The sequence below is a fragment of the Homoserinimonas sedimenticola genome (assembly GCF_026094475.1).
GTDB classification, from domain to species: Bacteria; Actinomycetota; Actinomycetes; order Actinomycetales; family Microbacteriaceae; genus Homoserinimonas; species Homoserinimonas sedimenticola.
On sequence record NZ_JAPELL010000001.1, the window covers coordinates 245,430 to 265,379 of the forward strand.

Here is a 19,950-nt window from a genome sequence, read left to right on the forward strand (position 1 = left end):
ATATCCGGCTTTGGTCATAGGCTTGGCCCGTCCCTGAGTTGTCGAACCCGATAGAAAGAGCTGCATGAGACGCGCAAAGATTGTCGCTACCCTTGGGCCCGCGACGTCCAGCTACGAGAACATCCGAGCCATAATCGAGGCCGGGGTAGACGTTGCACGCATGAACCTCAGCCACGGCAGCTACGCCGTTCACGAGGAGATCTACGGGAAGGTTCGGCGAGCGGCGGCGGCGACCAACCGGCCTGTCGCGATCCTCGTGGATCTCCAGGGGCCGAAGATCCGCCTCGGCAAGTTCGCGGACGGGCCCCACCACCTCGAGGTCGGGGACCGCTTCACAATCACGACCGAGGACATCGAGGGGACTGCTGAGCGCTGCAGCACGACCTACAAGGGGCTTCCCGGCGATGTCGCGCCCGGCGACACCCTGCTGATCGACGACGGACGCGTCAAGCTGCGCGCGATCTCCTCCTCCGAGACCGAGGTCGTTGCGGAGACAGTGGTGGCGGGCGCCGTCTCCAACAACAAGGGCATCAACCTGCCCGGCGTGGCCGTGAACGTTCCGGCGCTCTCGGAGAAGGACGAGGATGACCTCCGCTGGGGTCTTCGTCTCGGCGCCGACTACATCGCCCTCAGCTTCGTGCGCAACGCCGACGATGTCGTCAGGGTGCACGAGATCATGGCGGAAGAGGGCGTGCGCGTCCCCGTCATCGCGAAGATCGAGAAGCCGCAGGCCGTCGACAACCTCGAGGCGATCATTGACGCCTTCGATGGGATCATGGTGGCGCGCGGAGACCTCGGGGTGGAGCTTCCGCTCGAGGCCGTGCCGATCGTGCAGAAGCGGGCGGTCGAACTTTGCCGACGCATGGCGAAGCCCGTCATCGTGGCGACGCAGATGCTGGAGTCGATGATCTCGAACCCCATCCCGACCCGGGCTGAGACCTCGGATGTCGCGAACGCCGTCCTAGACGGTGCTGACGCGGTCATGCTGAGCGGTGAGACGAGCGTGGGGGAGTACCCGGTCGTGACTGTGCAGACGATGGCCCGCATCATCGAGTCAACCGAGGTGCACGGGCTTGACCGGGTCCCTCCGCTTGGCACGAAGCCGCGGACGCAGGGCGGTGCGATCACGCTCGCGGCGGCAGAGGTCGCGGAGTTTGTCGAGGCCAAGTACCTCTGCGTCTTCACGGAGTCAGGGGACTCGGTGCGGCGCATGACGCGCCTGCGCAACCCCATCCCGATCCTCGGTTTCACCCCCTCTGAGGACATCCTGCGCCGCATGTCGCTCAGCTGGGGCGTCCAGAGCTTCAAGGTCGACCGGGTCAAGCACACGGACGCCATGTACCGTCAGGTCGACGACGCGCTCCTGGGCGGCGGCTTCGCAGAGGTGGGCGATCGCGTGATCGTGATCTCGGGCTCCCCTCCCGGCATTCCCGGCTCGACTAACGACCTTCGCGTCCACCGCGTCGGAGATGCCCACAATGCCGTCGCCCCTGTGTGGGCTGATCAGGCGCCCGAGGCGTAGAGGTCCTCTGGCCGAATCTCTGGAACGTGCTCCTGCGCGATCGCGACGAAGCGGCGTGCCTTAGCTGAGAGGGGCCGTGCCGCCGGCCAGACGATCGACACGCGTTCGCTGGGCGGAGCGGGGTCGAGGGGACGAGCGATGAGCGGCAGGCCCTCATAGCTGCTGCCGTTGCGCGGGCGCTGGATGAAGATCGAGTAGCCCAGGTTGCGGGCGACGAGGGAGCGAACGAGCTCGAAGTGGGTCGTTCGCAGCCTGATCCTCGGAGCGAGCCCGTTGGCGGCGAAGTAGGCGAGGATGTTGGCCGCTCCCGGTGACGAGTCGAGGGCGATGAGTGGCTCCTCTTCGAGAGCGGTCAGGGGTACGACATCGAGGGCGGCGAGCGGATGCTCGGGAGCGAGGATGACATGCATCGCCGTGTCGTAGAGCTGCACGCTCGAGAACTCGCGGTCGAGATGCATGTTGTAAGCGACGGCGAGTTCAATCTCTCCGGAGCGTAGCTGCTGCACGAGCGTGGACTGGTCGGCCGTCGTGATGGTGAGGGTGACCTCGGGATGCTCGCGCTCCAGGTGGGAGTGCACGGCGGGGATGACGGTGGGGGCCAGGGAGGCGAAGCATCCGATGGAGAGGGGACCGGCGAGGTGTCGGCCGTCATCCGTGCCCGCGAGTTCGTCGGCCTGCTGCAGTAGGGCGAGCGCTCTCTCGAAGACTCTGCGTCCCTCCGCGGTCAATTGGATGCCGTGTGCTCGGTTCCGCACGCAGAGCTGCATCCCGAGTGCTTCTTCAAGATCGTCGAGGGCTGCTGCGAGGGCCGACCGCGAGATGTGCTCCTGATCGGCCGCGGCACTGATGCTTCCGGCTCCCGCAATGGCGCAGAAGTAGCGGAGTTGGCGCAGCGTGAGCGAGGTCATCGTGGCGGGCCGATCGGCGCGGCCCGCCACGTGAGGGTCACCGCAGGGCGCGCCCGCGCGTTTCTGGCATGAAGATCAGCACTGCTGTCGTGATGGCGCATAGGACCATGATGTATGCCGCGAAGCCGAGGTGCAGCCCGAGGCTCGAGAGCCACGTGTTGAGGTAGGGCGCGGTTCCGCCGAAGATGGCGGCGGATGTCGCATAGGCGATGCCGATCAGGGTGGCGCGCTGTCGGGTGGGCACGAGCTCGGCGAAGACGGCGCCCAGCGGCGCACAGTTGGCGGCCATGAGGATCGCGGCGACCCCCATCGTGAGCATGAGGGTCCAGGGGCTGCCCCCGAGGAGGAGTTCTAGCGGGATCGCGGCGATGAGGAAGCCGATCGAGAACACGAAGAGCACGGGTCGTCGACCGACCGCGTCGCTGTAGCGCCCCCACGCGAGGCAGGCGACGAGGAAGATGGCTTGAGCGATGACGCCGATCACGAGCGCGACCGTGGGGTCCATTCCGTAGGCGCGGCTGGCGTAGCCGGGGGCGAAGATGATCCACGTGTAGAACGCGACGACGCCGCTGATGGTGAGACCCACGATCTGGAGGGCTCCGCGTCGTTCCGCCCAGAGTTCGGAGAACGTCGCGCGCAGCGTGGGTCGTTCCTCCTCGGCGGCGGATGCCTCGTAGTGTGCGGACTCGTCCATCCGGAAGCGGATGTAGAGGGCGTAGACACCCAGCAGGGCGCCGATCGCGAAGGGGATGCGCCATCCGTATTCGGCCATGGCAGTGTCGCTGAGGATTGCTGTGAGCGCCGCTCCGAGGCCCGTCGCCGCCATGGATCCGATCGCGACCCCGACCCAGGGTGTGCTGGCCCAGAGCCCGCGCCGGCGCTCGGGGGCGACTTCCGCGAGGTATGTGAACGCGGAGCCCGTCTCTCCGCCGTGGGAGAGGCCCTGCACGAGGCGGGCGAGAAGGAGGACGGCCGAGGCGAGCACTCCAATCTGTGCGAACGTCGGCGACACGGCGATGATGAGGCTACCGATCGCTGCGAGGGCGATCGCGAGGGTCAGGCTGAAGCGGCGCCCGCGCCGGTCGGCGATGCGCCCGAAGACCCATCCGCCGATGGGGCGCATGAGGAAGCCGACGGCGAAGATGGCGAGGGTCGACAGGAGCGCCGAGAGAGTGTCGGTGCTGGAGAAGAACTGCGCGGCGAAGAAGGGCGCGAAGATTGCGTAGATGTTCCAATCGAACCACTCGAGAGCGTTGCCGATGTTGACGGCGACGAGGTCCTTCCGTCGCTTGCGTGCATCGATCGCGGGGGCTTCGGATGCCGGGTGTGCTGTCGTCGTCATGTGCTCCTCCATCGCAGCGGGACAATCGTGGACCTCCCCATGCTGGGCAGCTTCGTTGAAGTCGTCAACGATATTTATCCGACATGAGATGTCGGTTTCCTCGCCATGGCGGCTGCGGCTCGTGCTTGCTACCGTCGCAAAGCGTGATCACTCCACAGACGCCGGAACTTCGCTTCCTCGCGGACATTGCCGTTGCCGTCGGCGAGCCGATCGAGATCGGGGAGACGCTGGGCGGCCGTCGAAGAATCATTCCCATCTTGGGTGGGAGAGTGGAAGGTCCCGAGCTCAACGGCGCAGTCTTGCCCGCCGGCGCGGACTATCAGGTGCTCCGCAGCGAGTCCGTCACCGAATTGCAGGCCGAGTACGCGATCGAGACTGACGAGGGCGAGCGCGTCGCGATCAGCAACTTCGGCATCCGTTCTGGGAGTCCGGAGGACATCGCCGCCCTCGTGAGGGGGGAGCGGGTCGACCCGGGCAGGATCTACTTCCGCTGCACCCCGCGCATGTACTCGGCAGGGCCGCGGTGGAGCTATCTGTCGTCCCGCATCCTGCTGGGGGCAGGCGTGAGAACCCCTGATGAGGTGCTGCTCCGCGTCTTCGTCGTCGACTAGCTCCGAGCGCCCAAGGGCACTGAGGCGAGCACGACACGTCCGCGCGGTTCAGAGCGCGGGGCCATGTCGACGACCGCGACGTGCGAGAGGGTGAGCCGGTCATCCTCATGTACCCGGCCATTGCGCTTGGCGGTGACGTGGGGTCGGAACTCCTGAGACGGATGCCGCGGCGACACCATGAGCGGCTGCAGCGCATTCTGAAGATCTGACTGCAGGGCAAAGAGCCCCTCGTGGGGGCGGATGAGGTTCACTGGGATGTTCTGACGCCGTCCGAACATCGCCTCGCCACCAACCGTGACGCGCAGCGGACAGTAGTCGCGGACCGAATGGATGACGGTCTCCTCGACCTCGTCCATCGAGGAGTGGGTCGAGAAGGGTGCCACGACCGTGACGTGCAGCGGCCAGTAGTCGACGGCGAAGCGCTCGCCCACGTCGAGACGTGCGAGGGGAAGCACGACGACGATGCGCTCGGCTGACTCGCTCACGAGCATCCGCCGTCTTCCCGATGCCCGCGCGGGCAGCTTTTTGGCGCAGGACGGGTTGTGCCGGTGGTGGGGGTCGAACCCACACGTCCTCTCGGACAAAGCATTTTGAGTGCTCCGCGTCTGCCATTCCGCCACACCGGCGCACGATGACCCGGTTCAGAATACCGTAGGCTTTACGGCGTGGCAGACCAGGAATCTACTCAAGCACCCCGTCGCGTCGTCGTGGCCGAGGATGAGTCGCTCATCCGACTCGACATCGTCGAAACGCTCCGCGACAACGGATTCGATGTGGTGGGGGAGGCTGGCGATGGCGAGGCCGCAGTGGCTCTCGCCACGGAGCTGCGACCAGACCTCGTGGTCATGGACGTCAAGATGCCCCTCCTCGACGGGATCTCGGCGGCGGAGAAGCTCAGCAAGAACCACATCGCACCCGTCGTGCTGCTGACGGCCTTCAGCCAGAAGGAGCTCGTTGAGCGGGCAACCGAGGCGGGTGCCCTCGCCTACGTCGTGAAGCCGTTTACGCCCAATGATCTCCTGCCGGCGATCGAGATCGCCCTCGCCCGCTACGCGCAGATCATCGCCCTCGAGTCGGAGGTCTCCGACCTCGTCGAGCGCTTCGAAACCCGCAAGCTCGTCGACCGCGCCAAGGGTCTGCTCAACGAGAAGATGGGGCTTTCCGAGCCCGAGGCCTTCCGCTGGATCCAGAAGGCGTCGATGGACCGCCGTCTCACGATGCACGACGTCGCGAAGACAATCATCGACCAGTTCGCGCCCAAGAAGTAGCACGCGTCAGCAGGGGTAGCGGGGCGTCAGCAGGGGTAGCGCGCGTCAGCGACGGTCGCGCAGCATGTTGGTCATGCGCACGGTCGAGAGACGGTTGCCGTCGTCGTCCGTGATGGCGATCTCGTGGGTCGCGAGAGTGCGGCCGAGGGAAATCGCGCGGCACGTGGCCGTGACCCAGCCCTCCGTGATCGACCGGCTGTGGGTCGCGTTGATCTCGATGCCCATGGCGTAGCGCCCCGGGCCGGCGTGAATCGCGGACGACATCGAGCCGAGCGATTCACCTAGTACGACGTGGGCGCCGCCGTGGAGGAGTCCGATGACCTGCCGGTTTCCCTCGACGGGCATACGGGCAACCGAGTACTTAGCAGACAGCTCGATGAACTCAATGCCCATCTTTCGAGGGAGCTCACCCCCCTGGGTGTCGCTGAGCCGGGCGATCAGCTCGGGGTCCAGGTCCGGGGGGAGCTTCGTCATTGAGGTGCCTTTCCCAGCGGCACGGCGGCGTGTCGGCGGCCCCCGTTAGGCTGGCTTCGTGTCGGATACCGCAAAGCCTACCCTTCTCGTCGTCGACGGCCACTCGCTCGCCTTCCGTGCCTTCTACGCCCTTCCGGTCGACAGTTTCGTCAACCGTGAGGGGCAGCACACGAACGCGATCCACGGCTTCCTGTCCATGCTGCTGAGCCTCCTCGCGCAGGAGAAGCCCACGCACCTCGCGGTCGCCTTTGACATCTCCCGCTACTCCTTCCGCACGCGGGAATATGCGGAGTACAAGGGCACCCGCGGTGAGACGCCGCCCGAGTTCATCGGGCAGGTTCCGCTCCTCGAGGAGGCGCTGTCGGCGATGAACATCGTCACGATCTCGAAGGAGGACTACGAGGCCGACGACATCCTGGCGACGCTCGCGACGCGGGGCGCCGCCGAGGGGTACCGCGTGCTCGTCGTGAGCGGCGATCGCGACACCATCCAGCTGGTCAACGATGACGTCACCCTGCTCTACCCGAATGCTCGGGGCGTCTCCGAGCTCAAGCGCTACGACCGGGACGCGGTCATGGAGCGCTATGGCATCGAGCCGGAGCAGTATCCGGATGTCGCGGCTCTCGTCGGCGAGACGAGCGACAACCTCATCGGCATCGACAAGGTCGGCGAGAAGACGGCCGTCAAGTGGATCAATCAATACGGCAGCCTGGACGAGATTCTCGCGCACGCCGACGAGATCAAGGGTGTCGTGGGGCAGAACCTGCGTGACCAGAAGGAGAACGCGATTCGCAATCGCCGCCTCAATCGTCTTGTCACGGATGTCGAGCTGCCCGTGGGCCCCGCGGATCTCGAGCGTCGACAGATCAACGTCGCGGCCGTGAGGGAGGTCTTCGATCGCTTGCAATTCCGCACCCTCCTCGAGCGCGTCCTCAAGATCGCCGCGGCGGAGGGGTCGACCGAGGCCCTTACCTCGGCTGCCGCGGTCGATGACTCGGGCGCCGCCCAACTCGCTCCCGTCGTGCGCACGCTCGTCGACGAGGAACTCGCGCAGTGGCTCGCCAAGCGCACGGGCCCGGATGCCTCGCCGCTCGGGCTCCGCGTCGAGATCGGCGCGGAGGGCATCACGGGCTTCGGCATCGCCACGCTCGACGATTCGGTCTACGTGCCGTGGGCGGAGGGACGCCCCGACTACGCGGCGCTTGAGTCCTGGCTCGCGAGCGACGCGCCAAAGGTTTTGTTGGATGCGAAGCGCCAGTACAAGGCGCTCGCGACGGCGGGCCTCGACCTTGCCGGAATCGCATTCGACACGAGCCTCGCCTCCTGGCTGCTGAGGCCTTCGGGCAAGTCGGAGGATCTCGCGTCCCAGGTCTACGCGGTCCTCGGTGAGACTGTCACGGTCTCCGACCCCAATCAGCTCCTGCCGGAGGTGGAGTCTCTGAGCGCCGCAACGGAGGCCTGGTACGTACTGCGCATCGCCGACGCGCTTCGCGAACGTCTGGACGAAGGCACGGCGCGAGTCCTGGCTGACATCGAGCTTCCGCTCGTGCCAGTTCTCGCCCGCATGGAGCTGACGGGCATCCAGGTCGTGCCGACGGTCCTGGCCGACCTGAGGTCCCGGCTCGCGGCATCGGCGGCAGGCTTTGCTGCCGAGGCGTATCGGGAGATTGGGCGGGAGGTCAACCTGGGGTCGCCCAAGCAGCTCCAGCAGGTTCTCTTCGAGGAGCTCGGCATGCCAAAGACCCGGGCGAACAAGACGGGCTACTCGACGGACGCCGCCTCCCTCGCCGACCTGCAGGAGAAGAGTCCTCACCCCTTCCTCGGGCTCCTGCTGCAGCATCGCGACGTGACGAAGCTCGGGCAGATCGTGGACACGCTTGAGAAGAGCGTGCGACCCGACGGCCGAATTCACACGACCTATGAACAGACGGGTACGAGCACGGGACGAATCTCGTCCAATGACCCAAACCTGCAGAACATCCCCATCAAGACGGAGGTCGGCAGGGAGATCCGCTCCTCCTTCACCCATGGCTCCGAGTTCTCGACGCTTCTGACGGCCGACTACTCCCAGATCGAGATGCGGATCATGGCGCACCTGTCAGGTGATCCGGGCCTGATCGAGGCCTTCAATGCGGGGGAGGACCTGCACCGCTTCGTGGGAGCACGCATCTTCCATGTCGAGCCGTCGGATGTCACTCCGCTCATGCGCACGAAGGTCAAGGCGATGTCGTACGGCCTCGCGTATGGGCTCAGCGCCTTCGGCCTCTCCAAGCAGCTCCGCATCGACACAGCCGAGGCGAAGCAGCTCATGACTGACTACTTCGCCCGATTCGGTGCGGTTCGCGACTACCTGCGTTCTGTCGTCGAGAAGGCTCGGGAGGATGGCTACACCGAGACGATCTTCGGCAGGCGGCGGCCCTTCGGCGACCTCCGTTCCAACAACCGAGTGCTGCGCGAGAACGCCGAGCGCGCGGCGCTCAACGCCCCCATCCAGGGAACCGCGGCCGACATCATGAAGATCGCGATGGTCGACGTCGCCCGTGACATCCGCGAGAAGGGCCTCCGGTCGCGGATGCTCCTGCAGGTGCACGACGAGCTCGTCTTCGAGGTGGCCGACGGTGAGGTGGAACCCCTGACGGAGATCGTCCGAACTCGCATGGGGGGAGCCGCAGAGCTCGCCGTACCTCTCGAGGTGCAGGTCGGCATCGGAGCGAACTGGGACGCGGCCGCGCACTGACCGCCGGGCCGAGCGAACGACCGGAGATACGCTGTCGACATGAGCGAAGCGAGGACCCCCACGGTGGTCGACCAGATTGCCGAGGACTGGGTTTCGACCCTGACGCGGCTCGACCCCACGACTGCGACCTACATCGGCGTGCCGGGCCGACATGGGGAGTTCGGTGACTACTCGCCTCATGGTGTTGAGGCACGGGCGGATGCCGCACGCGACACCCTGCGTCGGCTTGCGGCTGCGACATCCGCCGACGAGGTCGATCGCGTGACCGTTGCCGATCTCACCTCGACGCTTGAGCTCGATCTGGAGGTGCACGAGGCGGGTCTTCACCTTCGTGACCTCAACGTCCTCGCATCGCCTGCCACCGAGATTCGCGAGATCTTTGACCTCATGCCGACCGAGACAGAGTCGGACTGGAGTGATATCGCGAGCCGCATGAATGCGGTTGCGGGCGCGATCGACGGTTACATCGAGACTCTGCGTCAGGGCATCGCGGAAGGCGTGACCCCAGCGCGCCGACAGGTCTTGGCGGTGGCCGAACTGACGGAGCGTGTGGGGCGTCCCGACGGATTCTTCCCGCGTTTCGCGAGTGGCGCCGCCGAGGTCGGCGATGCGCTTCGCGGCGACCTGATCACGGGGGCCGTACTCGCCACCGAGGCTTACGCCCGCCTGACCGCTTTCCTGCGCAGCGAACTGGCTCCGGCGGCGAGTGAGACGGATGCCGTCGGGCGGGAGGTCTATGCGCTCCACTCCCGCCGCTTCCTGGGGGCGACGATCGATCTCGACGAGACCTACGAGTGGGGGATCGAGGAGCTTGCTCGTATGACGGCGGAGCAGGAGGCGGTGGCCCGCACGATCGTTCCCGGCGGCACCGTCGAGTCGGCGATCGCGGCCCTCGACTCGGACCCGGCACGTATCCTGCACGGCACGGCCGCCCTTCAGGAGTGGATGCAGGCGCTCAGCGACCGCGCCGTCGAGGAGCTTTCGCGCACTCACTTCGAGATCCCCCAGCAGATTCGGCGGCTCGAGTGCATGATCGCGCCGACCCAGGATGGCGGCATTTACTACACGGGCCCCGCCGACGACTTCAGCAGGCCGGGCAGGATGTGGTGGTCGGTGCCCGTGGGTGTGACGGAGTTCTCGACGTGGCGCGAGACGACGACGGTGTACCACGAGGGTGTGCCGGGGCACCACCTGCAAATCGGTCAGGCCGTCGTGAACCGGTCGGAGCTCAACACGTGGCGCCGCCAGCTTGCGGGCTCTTCGGGCCACGCGGAGGGGTGGGCCCTCTATGCCGAACGGCTTATGGGCGAGCTGGGCTACCTCGACGACGCGGGCGACCGGCTGGGGATGCTCGATGCACAGCGGATGCGCGCCGCGCGAGTCGTGCTCGACCTCGGCGTCCATCTCGGCAAGCCCCGCCTTGACGGTACGGGCCAGTGGGACTTCGACTACGCCCTGGCGTTCTTCCGCGAGAACTGTCACGAGCCCGACCCGAGCACGCTCTTCGAAGTGCACCGTTATTTCGGCTGGCCGGGCCAGGCGCCGTCCTACAAGGTGGGGCAGCGCCTTTGGGAGGAGTTGCGCGACGAGGTGCGGCGGCGGGCCGGCGCGGACTTCGAAATCCGCGACTTCCACCGGAGGGCGCTCGCGCTGGGCGGAGTCGGTCTCGACACGCTGCGCACCGCAGTTCTCGGCTGAGGGCGGCACAAGTCGGTGCCGGCACCCAGGCACGACGGCCGCAACAGACGAACCATCGCGGAATGACGCCCCCCTGAAGTGGGGGTGGGCCTGGCGGGGAAATTTCGTTCGTGCACTGCCTATTCTCACGAAGCCTGCCTAAGCTAATGAGTATGACCAAGCCTTTGCGCGGTGGTCTGGTCGTCTTGGGGGGACTTCTTGCGAGCCTGGTGATGCTCGTGCCGGGTACCTTCATGGCGCCAGCCGATTCCGCAGCCGCCTCGATCGCTTCTTCCTCCCTTGCCGCCGAGCAGGATGCTTCTGCCGCCCTCTCCGGCGAGGATGAGCCTGCCGCGGAGCCGGGCGATGAACTTCCCATCGCCGACTCCGCACTCGCTGCGGAGGCATCGGTCGAGCTGACCGGTGAGGTGATCGTGTCGATCTCGGAGGAGTTCCCCGCCGAGCACGACGAGCACGAGCATGCTGAGGAGGAGCTCGAATACAGCTACTCCGTCGAGACGGCGAGCGGGGTTGTCGTCCCGATCGAGGGTGACATCCCGGCCGCGGTGTCATCGGGCGATATCTTCGAAGGTCGGGTGGCGGTCGAGGCAGAGATCCTCGAGCAGTTGACGCCCGAGGCGGCCGACGAGGTCGGGTCGGCGAAGGGCTCCGAGCCCCTCGCCGAGGCATCCTCTGCCGCTCAGGAGGTTCTAGCGGCTGCGACCGAGGCAGGGGCGGAGCTCTCCGTCGTGGAGGCGCAGGTGACGGTGGCGCCCGTCGCGGAGGCGGCTGCGGCGCAGCGCCACGAGCTGGTTCTCGTCGTGAACTCTCCTGACGGTGTCGCACCGGTCTCGGAGTCGGATTCCTACCTGCGTTCGGTTGCGAATTCGGCGGCGGCGCACTGGCAGTCGTCGTCAAACGGCCTCGTCGCGCCGTTCGACGTGGCAGCGACGATCGCACGCACGAGCGGCGGCACATGCGCGGAGTCTCCCTTCACGACGTGGAACAGCGTCGCGACCCAGCTCGGCTACAGCAGCTGGAATGCCTTCCGCACGAGCGTTCCTGGCACGGCCAGGCACCTCGTCGTGTTCAACCCCTCCGGATGCTCGGAGACGGGTGTCGGCATCGTCGGCACGGGCCTCCACTACGGTGGCGCGGTGCGAATGTCGATCGGTGGCGGCGTCGATCTCACGACGCTCGCACACGAGATCGGGCACAACATCGGTCTTGGCCACTCCAACCTTCAGGTCTGCTCGGGGGCGTCGTGCACGAGTCACGAGTACTGGGACATCTATGACGTCATGGGGCTCGGAGTTGTCGGGTTCGACACCCTGACCCCGCTCAACACGAGCACGGCCTCCCGCCTCGGCTTCCTGCCCGCCCCCGCGACGCAGAGCCTGGCGCTCGACAGTGGCGCGGGGTCAAAGTCGTGGACGGTCTCGCTTGCGAAGCTGGAGAGCTCCAGCGGCATCCGTCACCTCTCTGTCACCGACCCCAGTACGGGCGAGGTGTTCCACGTGGAGCTGCGCAGCGGTGAGGGCAGCCCGACGCCGTACTACGCCTATGGGGCGACGAGGACGCTCGGCGGCACGAGCGTGACCTTCGCGCCCGGCGTGCGGCTGTTGCGCGCCTCCGGCAACGGCTCAGCCGTCGTCTCGGCGGTCGCGTCAGGCGGAGCGCGTCGCGCGGCGATCGTCGCCGGCCAGTCTGTGACGAGTCCCTCCGGCGGCATCACCGTCGCAGCTGTCTCGGGTTCTGTTTCGACTGCGATGAGCGTGCGCGTCACCCTCACGTCTGCAAGCGTGGCGGCGGCCGATGGAACGATGCCGGTCTACCGTTTCTGGAGCGACGCCTACCAGGGCCACTTCTACACGATCAGTGCGACTGAGAAGGCGCAGATCCAGGCGAAGTATCCGAGCAACATCTGGAAGTACGAGGCCGTCGCGTACAGCGCGTTCACGAAGCAGGTGGCTGGCACAGTGCCGCTCTACCGATTCTGGAGCGACACCATGAATGGTCACTTCTACACCGCCAGCGAGTCCGAGAAGAATCACGTCATCGCGGCCTACGACGACAGCGTGTGGAAGTACGAGGGTGTCGCCTACTACGTGTACCCGTCGTCCTCTTCGGTGGCGGGAACCCGTCCGGTCTACCGCTTCTGGAGCGACACGAAGCGGCACCACTTCTACACCGCAAGCGAGTCGGAGAAGAAGCATGTGATCGCGGTCTACGACGACAGCGTGTGGAAGTACGAGAATCCCGCCTTCGCCGTGCCCACCTCCTAGGAGGAGGCCTTCCCTCGCGCTTGCCGCAGGAGCGCGAGGGAGGGTATGCTGGAGAGTCGCAAATTTGCGACCATCTGTCCGCCTGCCACGGCGACGCCGGATGTCGGTTCCTCCGACGCCGCTGAAAACACACGCACCATCTCGTCCGTGGCCTGATTTCTGCCCAACAGGGGCAATCCATCCTGGAGCAACCACTACATGACAATCGCAACGACCGGTAAGGCCCCCAAGCAGGTCGCCATCAACGACATCGGATCTGCTGAAGACTTTCTCGCCGCGGTCGAAAAGACGCTGAAGTTCTTCAACGACGGAGACCTCATCGAGGGCACCGTCGTCAAGATCGACCGTGACGAGGTCCTCCTCGACGTCGGTTACAAGACCGAGGGTGTCATCCCCTCCCGCGAACTCTCCATCAAGCACGATGTGAACCCCGACGAGGTCGTCACGGTCGGTGACACGGTCGAGGCCCTCGTTCTCCAGAAGGAGGACAAGGAAGGCCGTCTCATCCTGTCGAAGAAGCGTGCGCAGTACGAGCGCGCGTGGGGCGACGTCGAGAAGATCAAGGAAGACGACGGCGTCGTCACCGGTACGGTCATCGAGGTCGTCAAGGGCGGCCTCATCGTCGACATCGGCCTCCGCGGCTTCCTCCCGGCGTCGCTCATCGAGCTTCGCCGCGTCCGCGACCTCACGCCCTACCTCGGGCAGGAGATCGAGGCCAAGATCCTCGAGCTCGACAAGAACCGCAACAACGTCGTCCTCTCGCGTCGCGCCCTGCTTGAGCAGACCCAGTCCGAGAGCCGCACGACCTTCCTCAACAACCTTGCTAAGGGCCAGGTTCGCAAGGGTGTCGTGTCGTCGATCGTCAACTTCGGTGCATTCGTGGACCTCGGCGGCGTCGACGGCCTTGTCCACGTCTCCGAGCTCAGCTGGAAGCACATCGAGCACGCGAGCGAGGTCGTCGAGGTGGGCCAGGAGGTCACCGTCGAGATCCTCGAGGTGGACCTCGAGCGCGAGCGTGTCTCCCTGTCGCTCAAGGCGACGCAGGAGGACCCGTGGCAGGTCTTCGCCCGCACGCATGCAATCGGTCAGGTTGCTCCGGGCAAGGTCACGAAGCTCGTTCCCTTCGGTGCGTTCGTGCGCGTCGCAGAAGGCATCGAGGGTCTCGTCCACATCTCCGAGCTGTCCGACAAGCACGTCGAGCTCGCGGAGCAGGTTGTGTCGGTCGGTGACGAGGTCTTCGTCAAGGTCATCGACATCGACCTGGAGCGTCGCCGCATCTCGCTGAGCCTCAAGCAGGCCAACGAGGGCGTCGACCCCGAGGGCACCGAGTTCGACCCGGCACTCTACGGCATGCTCACGGAGTACGACGAGCAGGGTAACTACAAGTACCCGGAGGGCTTCGACCCCGAGACGAACGAGTGGAAGGAAGGCTTCGAGGAGCAGCGCGCGAAGTGGGAGGCGGACTACGCCGCAGCCCAGGCTCGCTGGGAGGCTCACAAGAAGCAGGTCGCGGCGGCCGCCGCGAAGGACCTCGTCGACGCTCCGTCGGCTGGAGGTTCCTCCTTCTCGAGCGAGTCGTCCTCGACGGGCACTCTCGCCGACGATGAGGCGCTTGCGGCTCTGCGCGAGAAGCTCTCGAGCAACTAGCATCTCGCAGCCCACGACAGAACGGCCGGACCTTCGGGTCCGGCCGTTCTGCTGTCTGCGCTCGCCCTAGGACTCCGCGGACGCCACACGCCTGCGGCGTGCACGGCGCAAGGCTGCGATGAGCCACCAGGCGAGGAGCGGTACCGCGACCACGACGAGGATCGGAACGACGATCGCGAGCACCGAGAGAATGATGCTCGCAGCATCCTCGACAGCGCTCACCAATGGCGCGGCTGCTCCCGCCGTGACCGCGTTGAGCACGGGTCGCGCCATCATCCTGGCCAGATGTACGACGAGAGCGATGCCGACGCCCGTGAGGATCGGCACCCACTGCTGGGATTCGAAGAAGGCCGCCGGGTCGGTCACGGCAACCGTCTCGGAGTTTGCGCCAGAGCCGAAGGCGAGGCCGCCGGCGGTAGGGCGTAGGACCGTTTGCACCCAATCGTTGACGCTGTCGACCACGGGAACCTTGTCGGCGATGATCTCGACGACAAGCAGCACGCCGAGGATGAGGAGCACCCATTCGTTCTCGAGCCACGCCCACTGGGGCGGCAGCGCGACGACGTCGAGCAGGCGGCTGGCCAGCCCGATGAGCATGAGGGGAATGTAGGCGTTCAGGCCGGCGGCTGCCGCGAGCCCGGCACCGGTGAGCAGTTCGATCATGAGCCCTCCAGGGAAAGCGTGAACAGCTTCCCATCGGTCTCGACCCTAGCCGAGGCGGTCCGTCGCACGGCTAGCATGGTGCCGTGTATCTTCTGGCCCTGACCGGCGGCATCGCCTCTGGCAAATCTCTCGTTGCCGATCGCCTCCGATCGCTCGGGGCTGTCCATATCGACGCGGATCTTCTTGCGCGCGAGGTTGTGGCGCCGGGCTCCGAGGGACTGGCGGAGATCGTCGCTGCGTTCGGAGACAGTGTGGTGACTCCCGGAGGCGAACTCGATCGCGCTGCCCTCGGCTCGATCGTCTTCTCCGATCCGGAGAGCCTTGCTCGGCTCAATAGGATCACGCATCCGCGGGTGCGTGAACTCACGGCGCGACGTATCGCGGATGCCGCGGCAGCCGATCCGGAGGCCGTCGTCGTGTACGACGTACCCCTGCTCGCCGAAAGCGGCGCGGGCGCCTCGGAAGCTTACGACCTCGTCGTGGTCGTGGCGGCCGAGCGAGCGCTGCGGCTGCGCCGCATGGTCGAGCGGCGCGGCATGAGCGAGGCCGAGGCGGCGGCCCGCATCGATGCCCAGGCGAGCGATGCCGAGCGCGCGGCGATCGCCGACGTCGTCATCGACAACAATGGAACGGTCGAGGAGCTCCTCGCGCGCGTCGACGCTCTCTGGGTCGAGATCGCCGCGCGCGCTGCGGCATCCTCCTAGGCGAGCGCGGGCGCGAGGAGTAGCGCGGTCGGCACGAGGAGGAGAGCGGCGGATGCGGCGAGTGCCGTCACCCGACCCATGACGCCGAGCGGCTCGGCCGCGGAGACGAGTCGCTCGATGCGTCGCAGCGCGGCCGGCTCGGAGGCTCCCAGCGTCTCGGGAAGGTTCTCCGCGACATCCGCCCCCGGCCGTGGACGTCCGGCTACCCCATCGAGCCCGAGCGCCACACGGGCGATGGAGCGCGCCAGGACGGCCTCGGACGCCTGGCGTCTCGCCCGATCATCCGCGAGCATCTCGACGAGCACCGCGACGGCGTCGAGGGCGCGCGTCGCAATGGGGAACCACGGGAGCGAGCGGCGCCACGCCCCGAAGGCGAGCAGGAGCAGATGGTGTCTCTGTCGCGCGTGCGCCTCCTCATGGGCGATGACGGCGGCGAGTTCCTCGGCGTCGAGAATCTCGAGCAGGCCGTCGGAGAGCACTGTGACGGATCGGGTGGCGCCGGGCAGGCAGTAGGCGACGGGGGCGGCCTCGTCGAGGAGCCGGGCGCCCGGATGCTCGGGGTCGGGCCTGCTCAGGAGCGCGAGCAGTTGGCGGTGGCGACTCCGCGACCGGCTGGCCCGCACGGCGGCGAGCATGAGGTTGAGCACGAGGTGCACCGCGAGGAGCACGGCGCCGCTGAGAGCGAAGGTGTGGGGGAGCGTGGCACCCTCCGGGAGGGTTCCGTTCAGAAGGTGTTGCAGGAGGGAGGCGAGGCCCCGCACGAGATCCTCGCCGAAGGGCGTGAGCCCGAACACGAGGAGCGAGCCGATCATGGAGAGTCCACCGGCCAGGGCGATCGCCTGCCACACGATGAGGGCTACTGCCGGTGCCCGCGCGGGCCACGCCGCCCGGGCGAGCGCGAGGGGGACCGGCCACGCGAGCGCCACCGCGAGGGCGGCGAGGGCGAGCGAGGCGGGCAGCACGGACAGACGCTAGCAGGCTGACGTGCTCAGCGGGTCCGGTCGCCCGCGCCGTCAAGGAGAGCGCGGAGTGCCGCGACGTCGCTCGGCTGCACCTGCCCGACGAACCGGGCGAGCACGGCCTTGCGATCCGGGGCCGAGCCGAGGACTTCGTGCATGAGCTCGGCCATGTGGGCCTCGCGACTCATGACGGCGCGGTAGAGGTGCGGCCTCTGCGCGCGGTCCCGTCGCACAAAGTCCTTCTGCTCGAGGCGTGAGAGGACCGTCAGGACGGTCGTCGCCGCGAGGTTTCGATCGCCGCCGTTGGCCTGCAGGCGATCACGGATCTCGTTGGAACTGAGGTCGCCGTCCGCATCCCAGAGCACGTCCATGACGACGCGCTCGAGCTCTCCGAGTGTTGCCATGCCTCAATTCTACCCCAAGTAGAAATTGAACTCTACATCGTGTAGAACTTGTTTCGACGACAACGAAGCCGGGCGCGACCGGCGTCCGGGAGGAGGTCCTCGTGGACGCAATCGACCCGCTCCTGATCGCGCGCTGGCAGTTCGGGATCACCACCGTGTACCACTTCTGGATGGTGCCGCTCACCCTGGGCCTGGGGCCCGTCGTCGCCTTCATGCAGTCCCGTTGGCACAAGACGGGCGACGAGCGTTGGTATCGCATGACCAAGTTCTGGGGCAAGCTCTACCTGATCAACTTCATCATGGGCGTCGCGACCGGCATCGTGCAGGAGTTCCAGTTCGGTCTCGCGTGGAGCGAGTACAGCCGCTTCGTCGGAGACGTCTTCGGTGCACCGCTCGCGATGGAGGCCCTCCTCGCGTTCTTCGTCGAGTCGACCTTCCTCGGGCTCTGGATCTTCGGCTGGAACCGACTGCCCAAACGACTGCACCTTGCCTGTCTCTGGATCGCCGTCATCGGCTCAGTGATCTCGGCCTACTTCATCATCGTCGCGAACTCGTGGATGCAGCATCCGGTCGGCGTCGAGCTCATCGACGGACGACCCGTCATGACCGACGTGCTCGCGGTGCTCGGCAACAACACGGCCATCGCCGCCTACATCCACACGATCTTCGGCGCCCTCGCGGTCGGGGGCGGCTTCCTCCTCGGCATCGCCTGGTACCAGCTCTGGCAGCGCCGCCGAGACGGCATCGACACGGTCGACAGCACGGGGCGGGTCGTCGTCGGCGAAGCAACCGACATTCCGGGGCGCGACCGGGCAGACCACCGCGTGTGGATCTCCTCGCTGCGCATCGGGGCGGTCGTCGCGGTCGTCGCCTTCGCGGGCGTCGCGGCCTCCGGTGACCTGCAGGCCAAGCTCATGTTCGACCAGCAGCCGCTCAAGATGGCGGCGGCGGAGGGCGCCTGCCACGACGGCACGGCGTTCTCGGTGCTGTCGGTCGGCAACCTCGGCTCGAAGGACTGCGACGACGTCGTGGCCGTGATCGAGGTGCCGGGCATCCTCTCGTTCCTGGCCAACGGCGACTTCGAGACGGAGATCCGGGGGATCAACTCGCTCATCCCCGAGTACCAGGAGAAGTACGGGACACACCTGCCCGACGACCCCATGTATGGCGCGCGCGCGGGGCAGGAGATCGAGTACCTGCCGATCATGGAGGTCACGTACTGGGGCTTCCGGCTCATGATGGGCTTCGGCGCTCTCGCCGCCGTCGCCGCGGCCGTCGCACTGTGGATCACGCGCAGAGGCACGGTTCCCGCGAGCCGTCCGCTCATGCAGCTCGCGATCGTTGGCATCCTCGCCCCCTTCGCCGCTAACTCGGCGGGGTGGATCTTCACGGAGATGGGGCGGCAACCCTTCGTCGTGGCGCCGAACCCCAACCCGAGCGGGACCGATGGGGTGTTCATGTTCACGGCCGCGGCCGTGTCGCCCGGGGTGAACTTCACGGAACTGCTCTTCTCGCTCGCGGCCTTCACCCTCGTCTACGCCGTGCTCATGGTCTTCGAGGTGCGGCTGCTCGTGCGCTACGTGCGGGGCGGGGTCGCGAGCTCAGTGCCCAAGCTCCACGCGCGACGCGACGACGACTCGCCTCCCCCCTCCGACGACGTCCTCGCCTTCGCCTACTGATCCCGCAAGGAACACGCTCATGGAATTCCTGCCCACGCTCTGGTTCGTTCTCATCGCCGTCCTCTGGATCGGCTACCTCTTCCTCGAGGGCTTTGACCTCGGCGTCGGGATGCACCTGCTCTTCTCCGCCCGAAGCGAGCGTGAACGCCGCGTCATGCTCAACACCATCGGGCCCGTCTGGGACGGCAACGAGGTGTGGCTGCTGACGGCGGGCGGCGCGACCTTCGCGGCCTTCCCGTTCTGGTACGCCTCCCTCTTCTCCGCCCTCTACATCCCGCTCGTGATCGTGCTGCTCGGCCTCATCTTCCGGGCCGTGGCGATCGAGTACCGCGGCAAGGGATCGACGGATGCCTGGATCCGCTCCTGGGACTTCGCGCTGGGTCTCGGCAGCCTCGTGAGTGCCTTCGGAGTCGGCGCCGCGCTCGCGCTCACAACCACAGGACTGCCGCTCAATGAGAACGGGGACCGCGTCGGGGGCGCCTGGGCGTGGTTCAACGGCTACGCCGTCCTCGGCGGCCTCGCGGTCGTCGGCTTCTGCCTCGTGCACGCCGCCGCCTTCCTCGCCCTCAAGACGGAGGGCCCAGTCCGGGAACGCTCCCGCCGTTTCGTGTCGCTGGCGCTCCCGGTCGCGCTGCTTCCCCTCGCAGCCTGGGTGCTCGTGATCCAGTTCCGTTCCGGAACACTCGTGACCTGGGCGCTCGTGCTCGTCGCCGTCACCGCCGCTGTCGTCGCATGGTTCGCGAACCGCGCGGGTCGCGAGGGCTGGAGCTTCATCGGCCTCGGTGTCTTCCTGGTGACGGGCGCCGCCGCGCTCTTCGGCGCCGTCTATCCCATCGTGCTGCCCTCGACCCTCGACCCGGCCCACTCGCTCACGATCTGGAACGCCTCATCCTCCGACTACACGCTGGGGGTCATGAGTATCGTGGCGGCCGTGGGGGTGCCGCTCGTCCTCGTCTACCAGGGCTGGACGTACTGGGTCTTCCGCAAGCGAGTTACGGCAGCGAGCATCCCCGAGGCCCACGCCGTCATGCCGGCCGTGCGTTCCCGATGAGGGCGCCGGATGCTCGGAG

General features: G+C 66.9%; 17 protein-coding genes and 1 tRNA gene. 10 read left to right on the forward strand and 8 right to left on the reverse strand.

The features are described from left to right. Window positions 1-64: 64 nt before the first annotated feature. Window positions 65-1,522 (forward strand): pyruvate kinase, encoded by a 1,458-nt coding sequence (pyk, locus tag OH146_RS01135; protein WP_265156523.1) that lies wholly within the window; start codon window positions 65-67, stop codon window positions 1,520-1,522. Here the strand turns inward: pyk and OH146_RS01140 are convergent. Both OH146_RS01140 and OH146_RS01145 read right to left on the reverse strand, forming a co-directional pair. Beyond that, complete coding sequence (locus tag OH146_RS01140) at window positions 1,504-2,430, reverse strand: LysR substrate-binding domain-containing protein (RefSeq protein ID WP_265156525.1); 927 nt, start codon at window positions 2,428-2,430, stop codon at window positions 1,504-1,506. The genes pyk and OH146_RS01140 overlap by 19 nt on opposite strands. 37 nt (window positions 2,431-2,467) lie before the next feature. Next, window positions 2,468-3,772, reverse strand: coding sequence for an MFS transporter (locus OH146_RS01145; RefSeq protein WP_265156527.1), 1,305 nt, complete (start codon window positions 3,770-3,772; stop codon window positions 2,468-2,470). 143 nt (window positions 3,773-3,915) lie between these two features. Between OH146_RS01145 and OH146_RS01150 the strand changes: the two genes are divergently transcribed. Beyond that, a complete protein-coding gene (locus tag OH146_RS01150) occupies window positions 3,916-4,383 on the forward strand; it encodes a DUF3237 domain-containing protein (protein WP_265156529.1) in 468 nt (155 codons plus the stop codon). On the opposite strand, the gene OH146_RS01155 is transcribed toward OH146_RS01150, so the two are convergent. Both OH146_RS01155 and OH146_RS01160 read right to left on the reverse strand, forming a co-directional pair. Continuing rightward, window positions 4,380-4,868, reverse strand: a complete 489-nt coding sequence (locus OH146_RS01155; RefSeq protein WP_265156531.1) for a 2'-5' RNA ligase family protein — start codon at window positions 4,866-4,868, stop codon at window positions 4,380-4,382. The two genes, OH146_RS01150 and OH146_RS01155, sit on opposite strands and share 4 nt — an antisense overlap. 58 nt (window positions 4,869-4,926) lie before the next feature. Continuing rightward, window positions 4,927-5,009: transfer RNA gene (locus OH146_RS01160), tRNA-Leu, on the reverse strand. 39 nt (window positions 5,010-5,048) lie between these two features. Here OH146_RS01160 and OH146_RS01165 point away from each other — a divergent pair. Then, window positions 5,049-5,651 (forward strand): ANTAR domain-containing response regulator, encoded by a 603-nt coding sequence (locus OH146_RS01165; protein WP_265156533.1) that lies wholly within the window; start codon window positions 5,049-5,051, stop codon window positions 5,649-5,651. Between the two features lie 45 nt (window positions 5,652-5,696). Here OH146_RS01165 and OH146_RS01170 read toward each other — a convergent pair whose 3' ends face one another. After that, entirely contained in the window at window positions 5,697-6,044 is a 348-nt protein-coding gene (locus OH146_RS01170) for a PaaI family thioesterase (RefSeq protein WP_372508484.1), read from the reverse strand. A gap of 139 nt (window positions 6,045-6,183) precedes the next feature. Here OH146_RS01170 and polA point away from each other — a divergent pair, with 139 nt between their 5' ends. The 4 genes from polA to rpsA all read left to right on the forward strand — a co-directional run bounded on the left by polA (window position 6,184) and on the right by rpsA (window position 14,471). Further along, window positions 6,184-8,862, forward strand: coding sequence for a DNA polymerase I (gene polA, locus OH146_RS01175; RefSeq protein WP_265156538.1), 2,679 nt, complete (start codon window positions 6,184-6,186; stop codon window positions 8,860-8,862). Between the two features lie 39 nt (window positions 8,863-8,901). Then, entirely contained in the window at window positions 8,902-10,560 is a 1,659-nt protein-coding gene (locus OH146_RS01180; RefSeq protein WP_265156539.1) for a DUF885 domain-containing protein, read from the forward strand. A 152-nt stretch (window positions 10,561-10,712) separates the two neighbouring features. Continuing rightward, window positions 10,713-12,824, forward strand: a complete 2,112-nt coding sequence (locus tag OH146_RS01185) for a reprolysin-like metallopeptidase (RefSeq protein ID WP_265156540.1) — start codon at window positions 10,713-10,715, stop codon at window positions 12,822-12,824. Between the two features lie 198 nt (window positions 12,825-13,022). Continuing rightward, window positions 13,023-14,471, forward strand: coding sequence for a 30S ribosomal protein S1 (gene rpsA, locus OH146_RS01190; RefSeq protein WP_265156542.1), 1,449 nt, complete (start codon window positions 13,023-13,025; stop codon window positions 14,469-14,471). A gap of 66 nt (window positions 14,472-14,537) precedes the next feature. On the opposite strand, the gene OH146_RS01195 is transcribed toward rpsA, so the two are convergent. Then, entirely contained in the window at window positions 14,538-15,134 is a 597-nt protein-coding gene (locus OH146_RS01195) for a DUF4126 domain-containing protein (RefSeq protein ID WP_265156544.1), read from the reverse strand. An 83-nt stretch (window positions 15,135-15,217) separates the two neighbouring features. On the opposite strand from OH146_RS01195, the gene coaE reads away from it, so the two are divergent. After that, window positions 15,218-15,838: a dephospho-CoA kinase gene (gene coaE, locus OH146_RS01200; protein ID WP_265156546.1), complete on the forward strand. Its 621-nt coding sequence runs from the start codon at window positions 15,218-15,220 to the stop codon at window positions 15,836-15,838. Here the strand turns inward: coaE and OH146_RS01205 are convergent. Then, the gene (locus OH146_RS01205; RefSeq protein WP_265156548.1) at window positions 15,835-16,800 is read right to left on the reverse strand and encodes a M56 family metallopeptidase; all 966 of its coding nucleotides are present in this window, start codon (window positions 16,798-16,800) and stop codon (window positions 15,835-15,837) included. The two genes, coaE and OH146_RS01205, sit on opposite strands and share 4 nt — an antisense overlap. Before the next feature lie 26 nt (window positions 16,801-16,826). Next, window positions 16,827-17,201 carry a BlaI/MecI/CopY family transcriptional regulator gene (locus OH146_RS01210; RefSeq protein WP_265156549.1) on the reverse strand — a complete coding sequence of 125 codons (375 nt, stop codon included), beginning with the start codon at window positions 17,199-17,201 and terminating at the stop codon, window positions 16,827-16,829. Between the two features lie 110 nt (window positions 17,202-17,311). Between OH146_RS01210 and OH146_RS01215 the strand changes: the two genes are divergently transcribed. Both OH146_RS01215 and cydB read left to right on the forward strand, forming a co-directional pair. After that, a complete protein-coding gene (locus OH146_RS01215; protein WP_265160593.1) occupies window positions 17,312-18,880 on the forward strand; it encodes a cytochrome ubiquinol oxidase subunit I in 1,569 nt (522 codons plus the stop codon). A 19-nt stretch (window positions 18,881-18,899) separates the two neighbouring features. Next, entirely contained in the window at window positions 18,900-19,931 is a 1,032-nt protein-coding gene (cydB, locus tag OH146_RS01220; protein WP_265156551.1) for a cytochrome d ubiquinol oxidase subunit II, read from the forward strand. Window positions 19,932-19,950 lie beyond the last annotated feature (19 nt).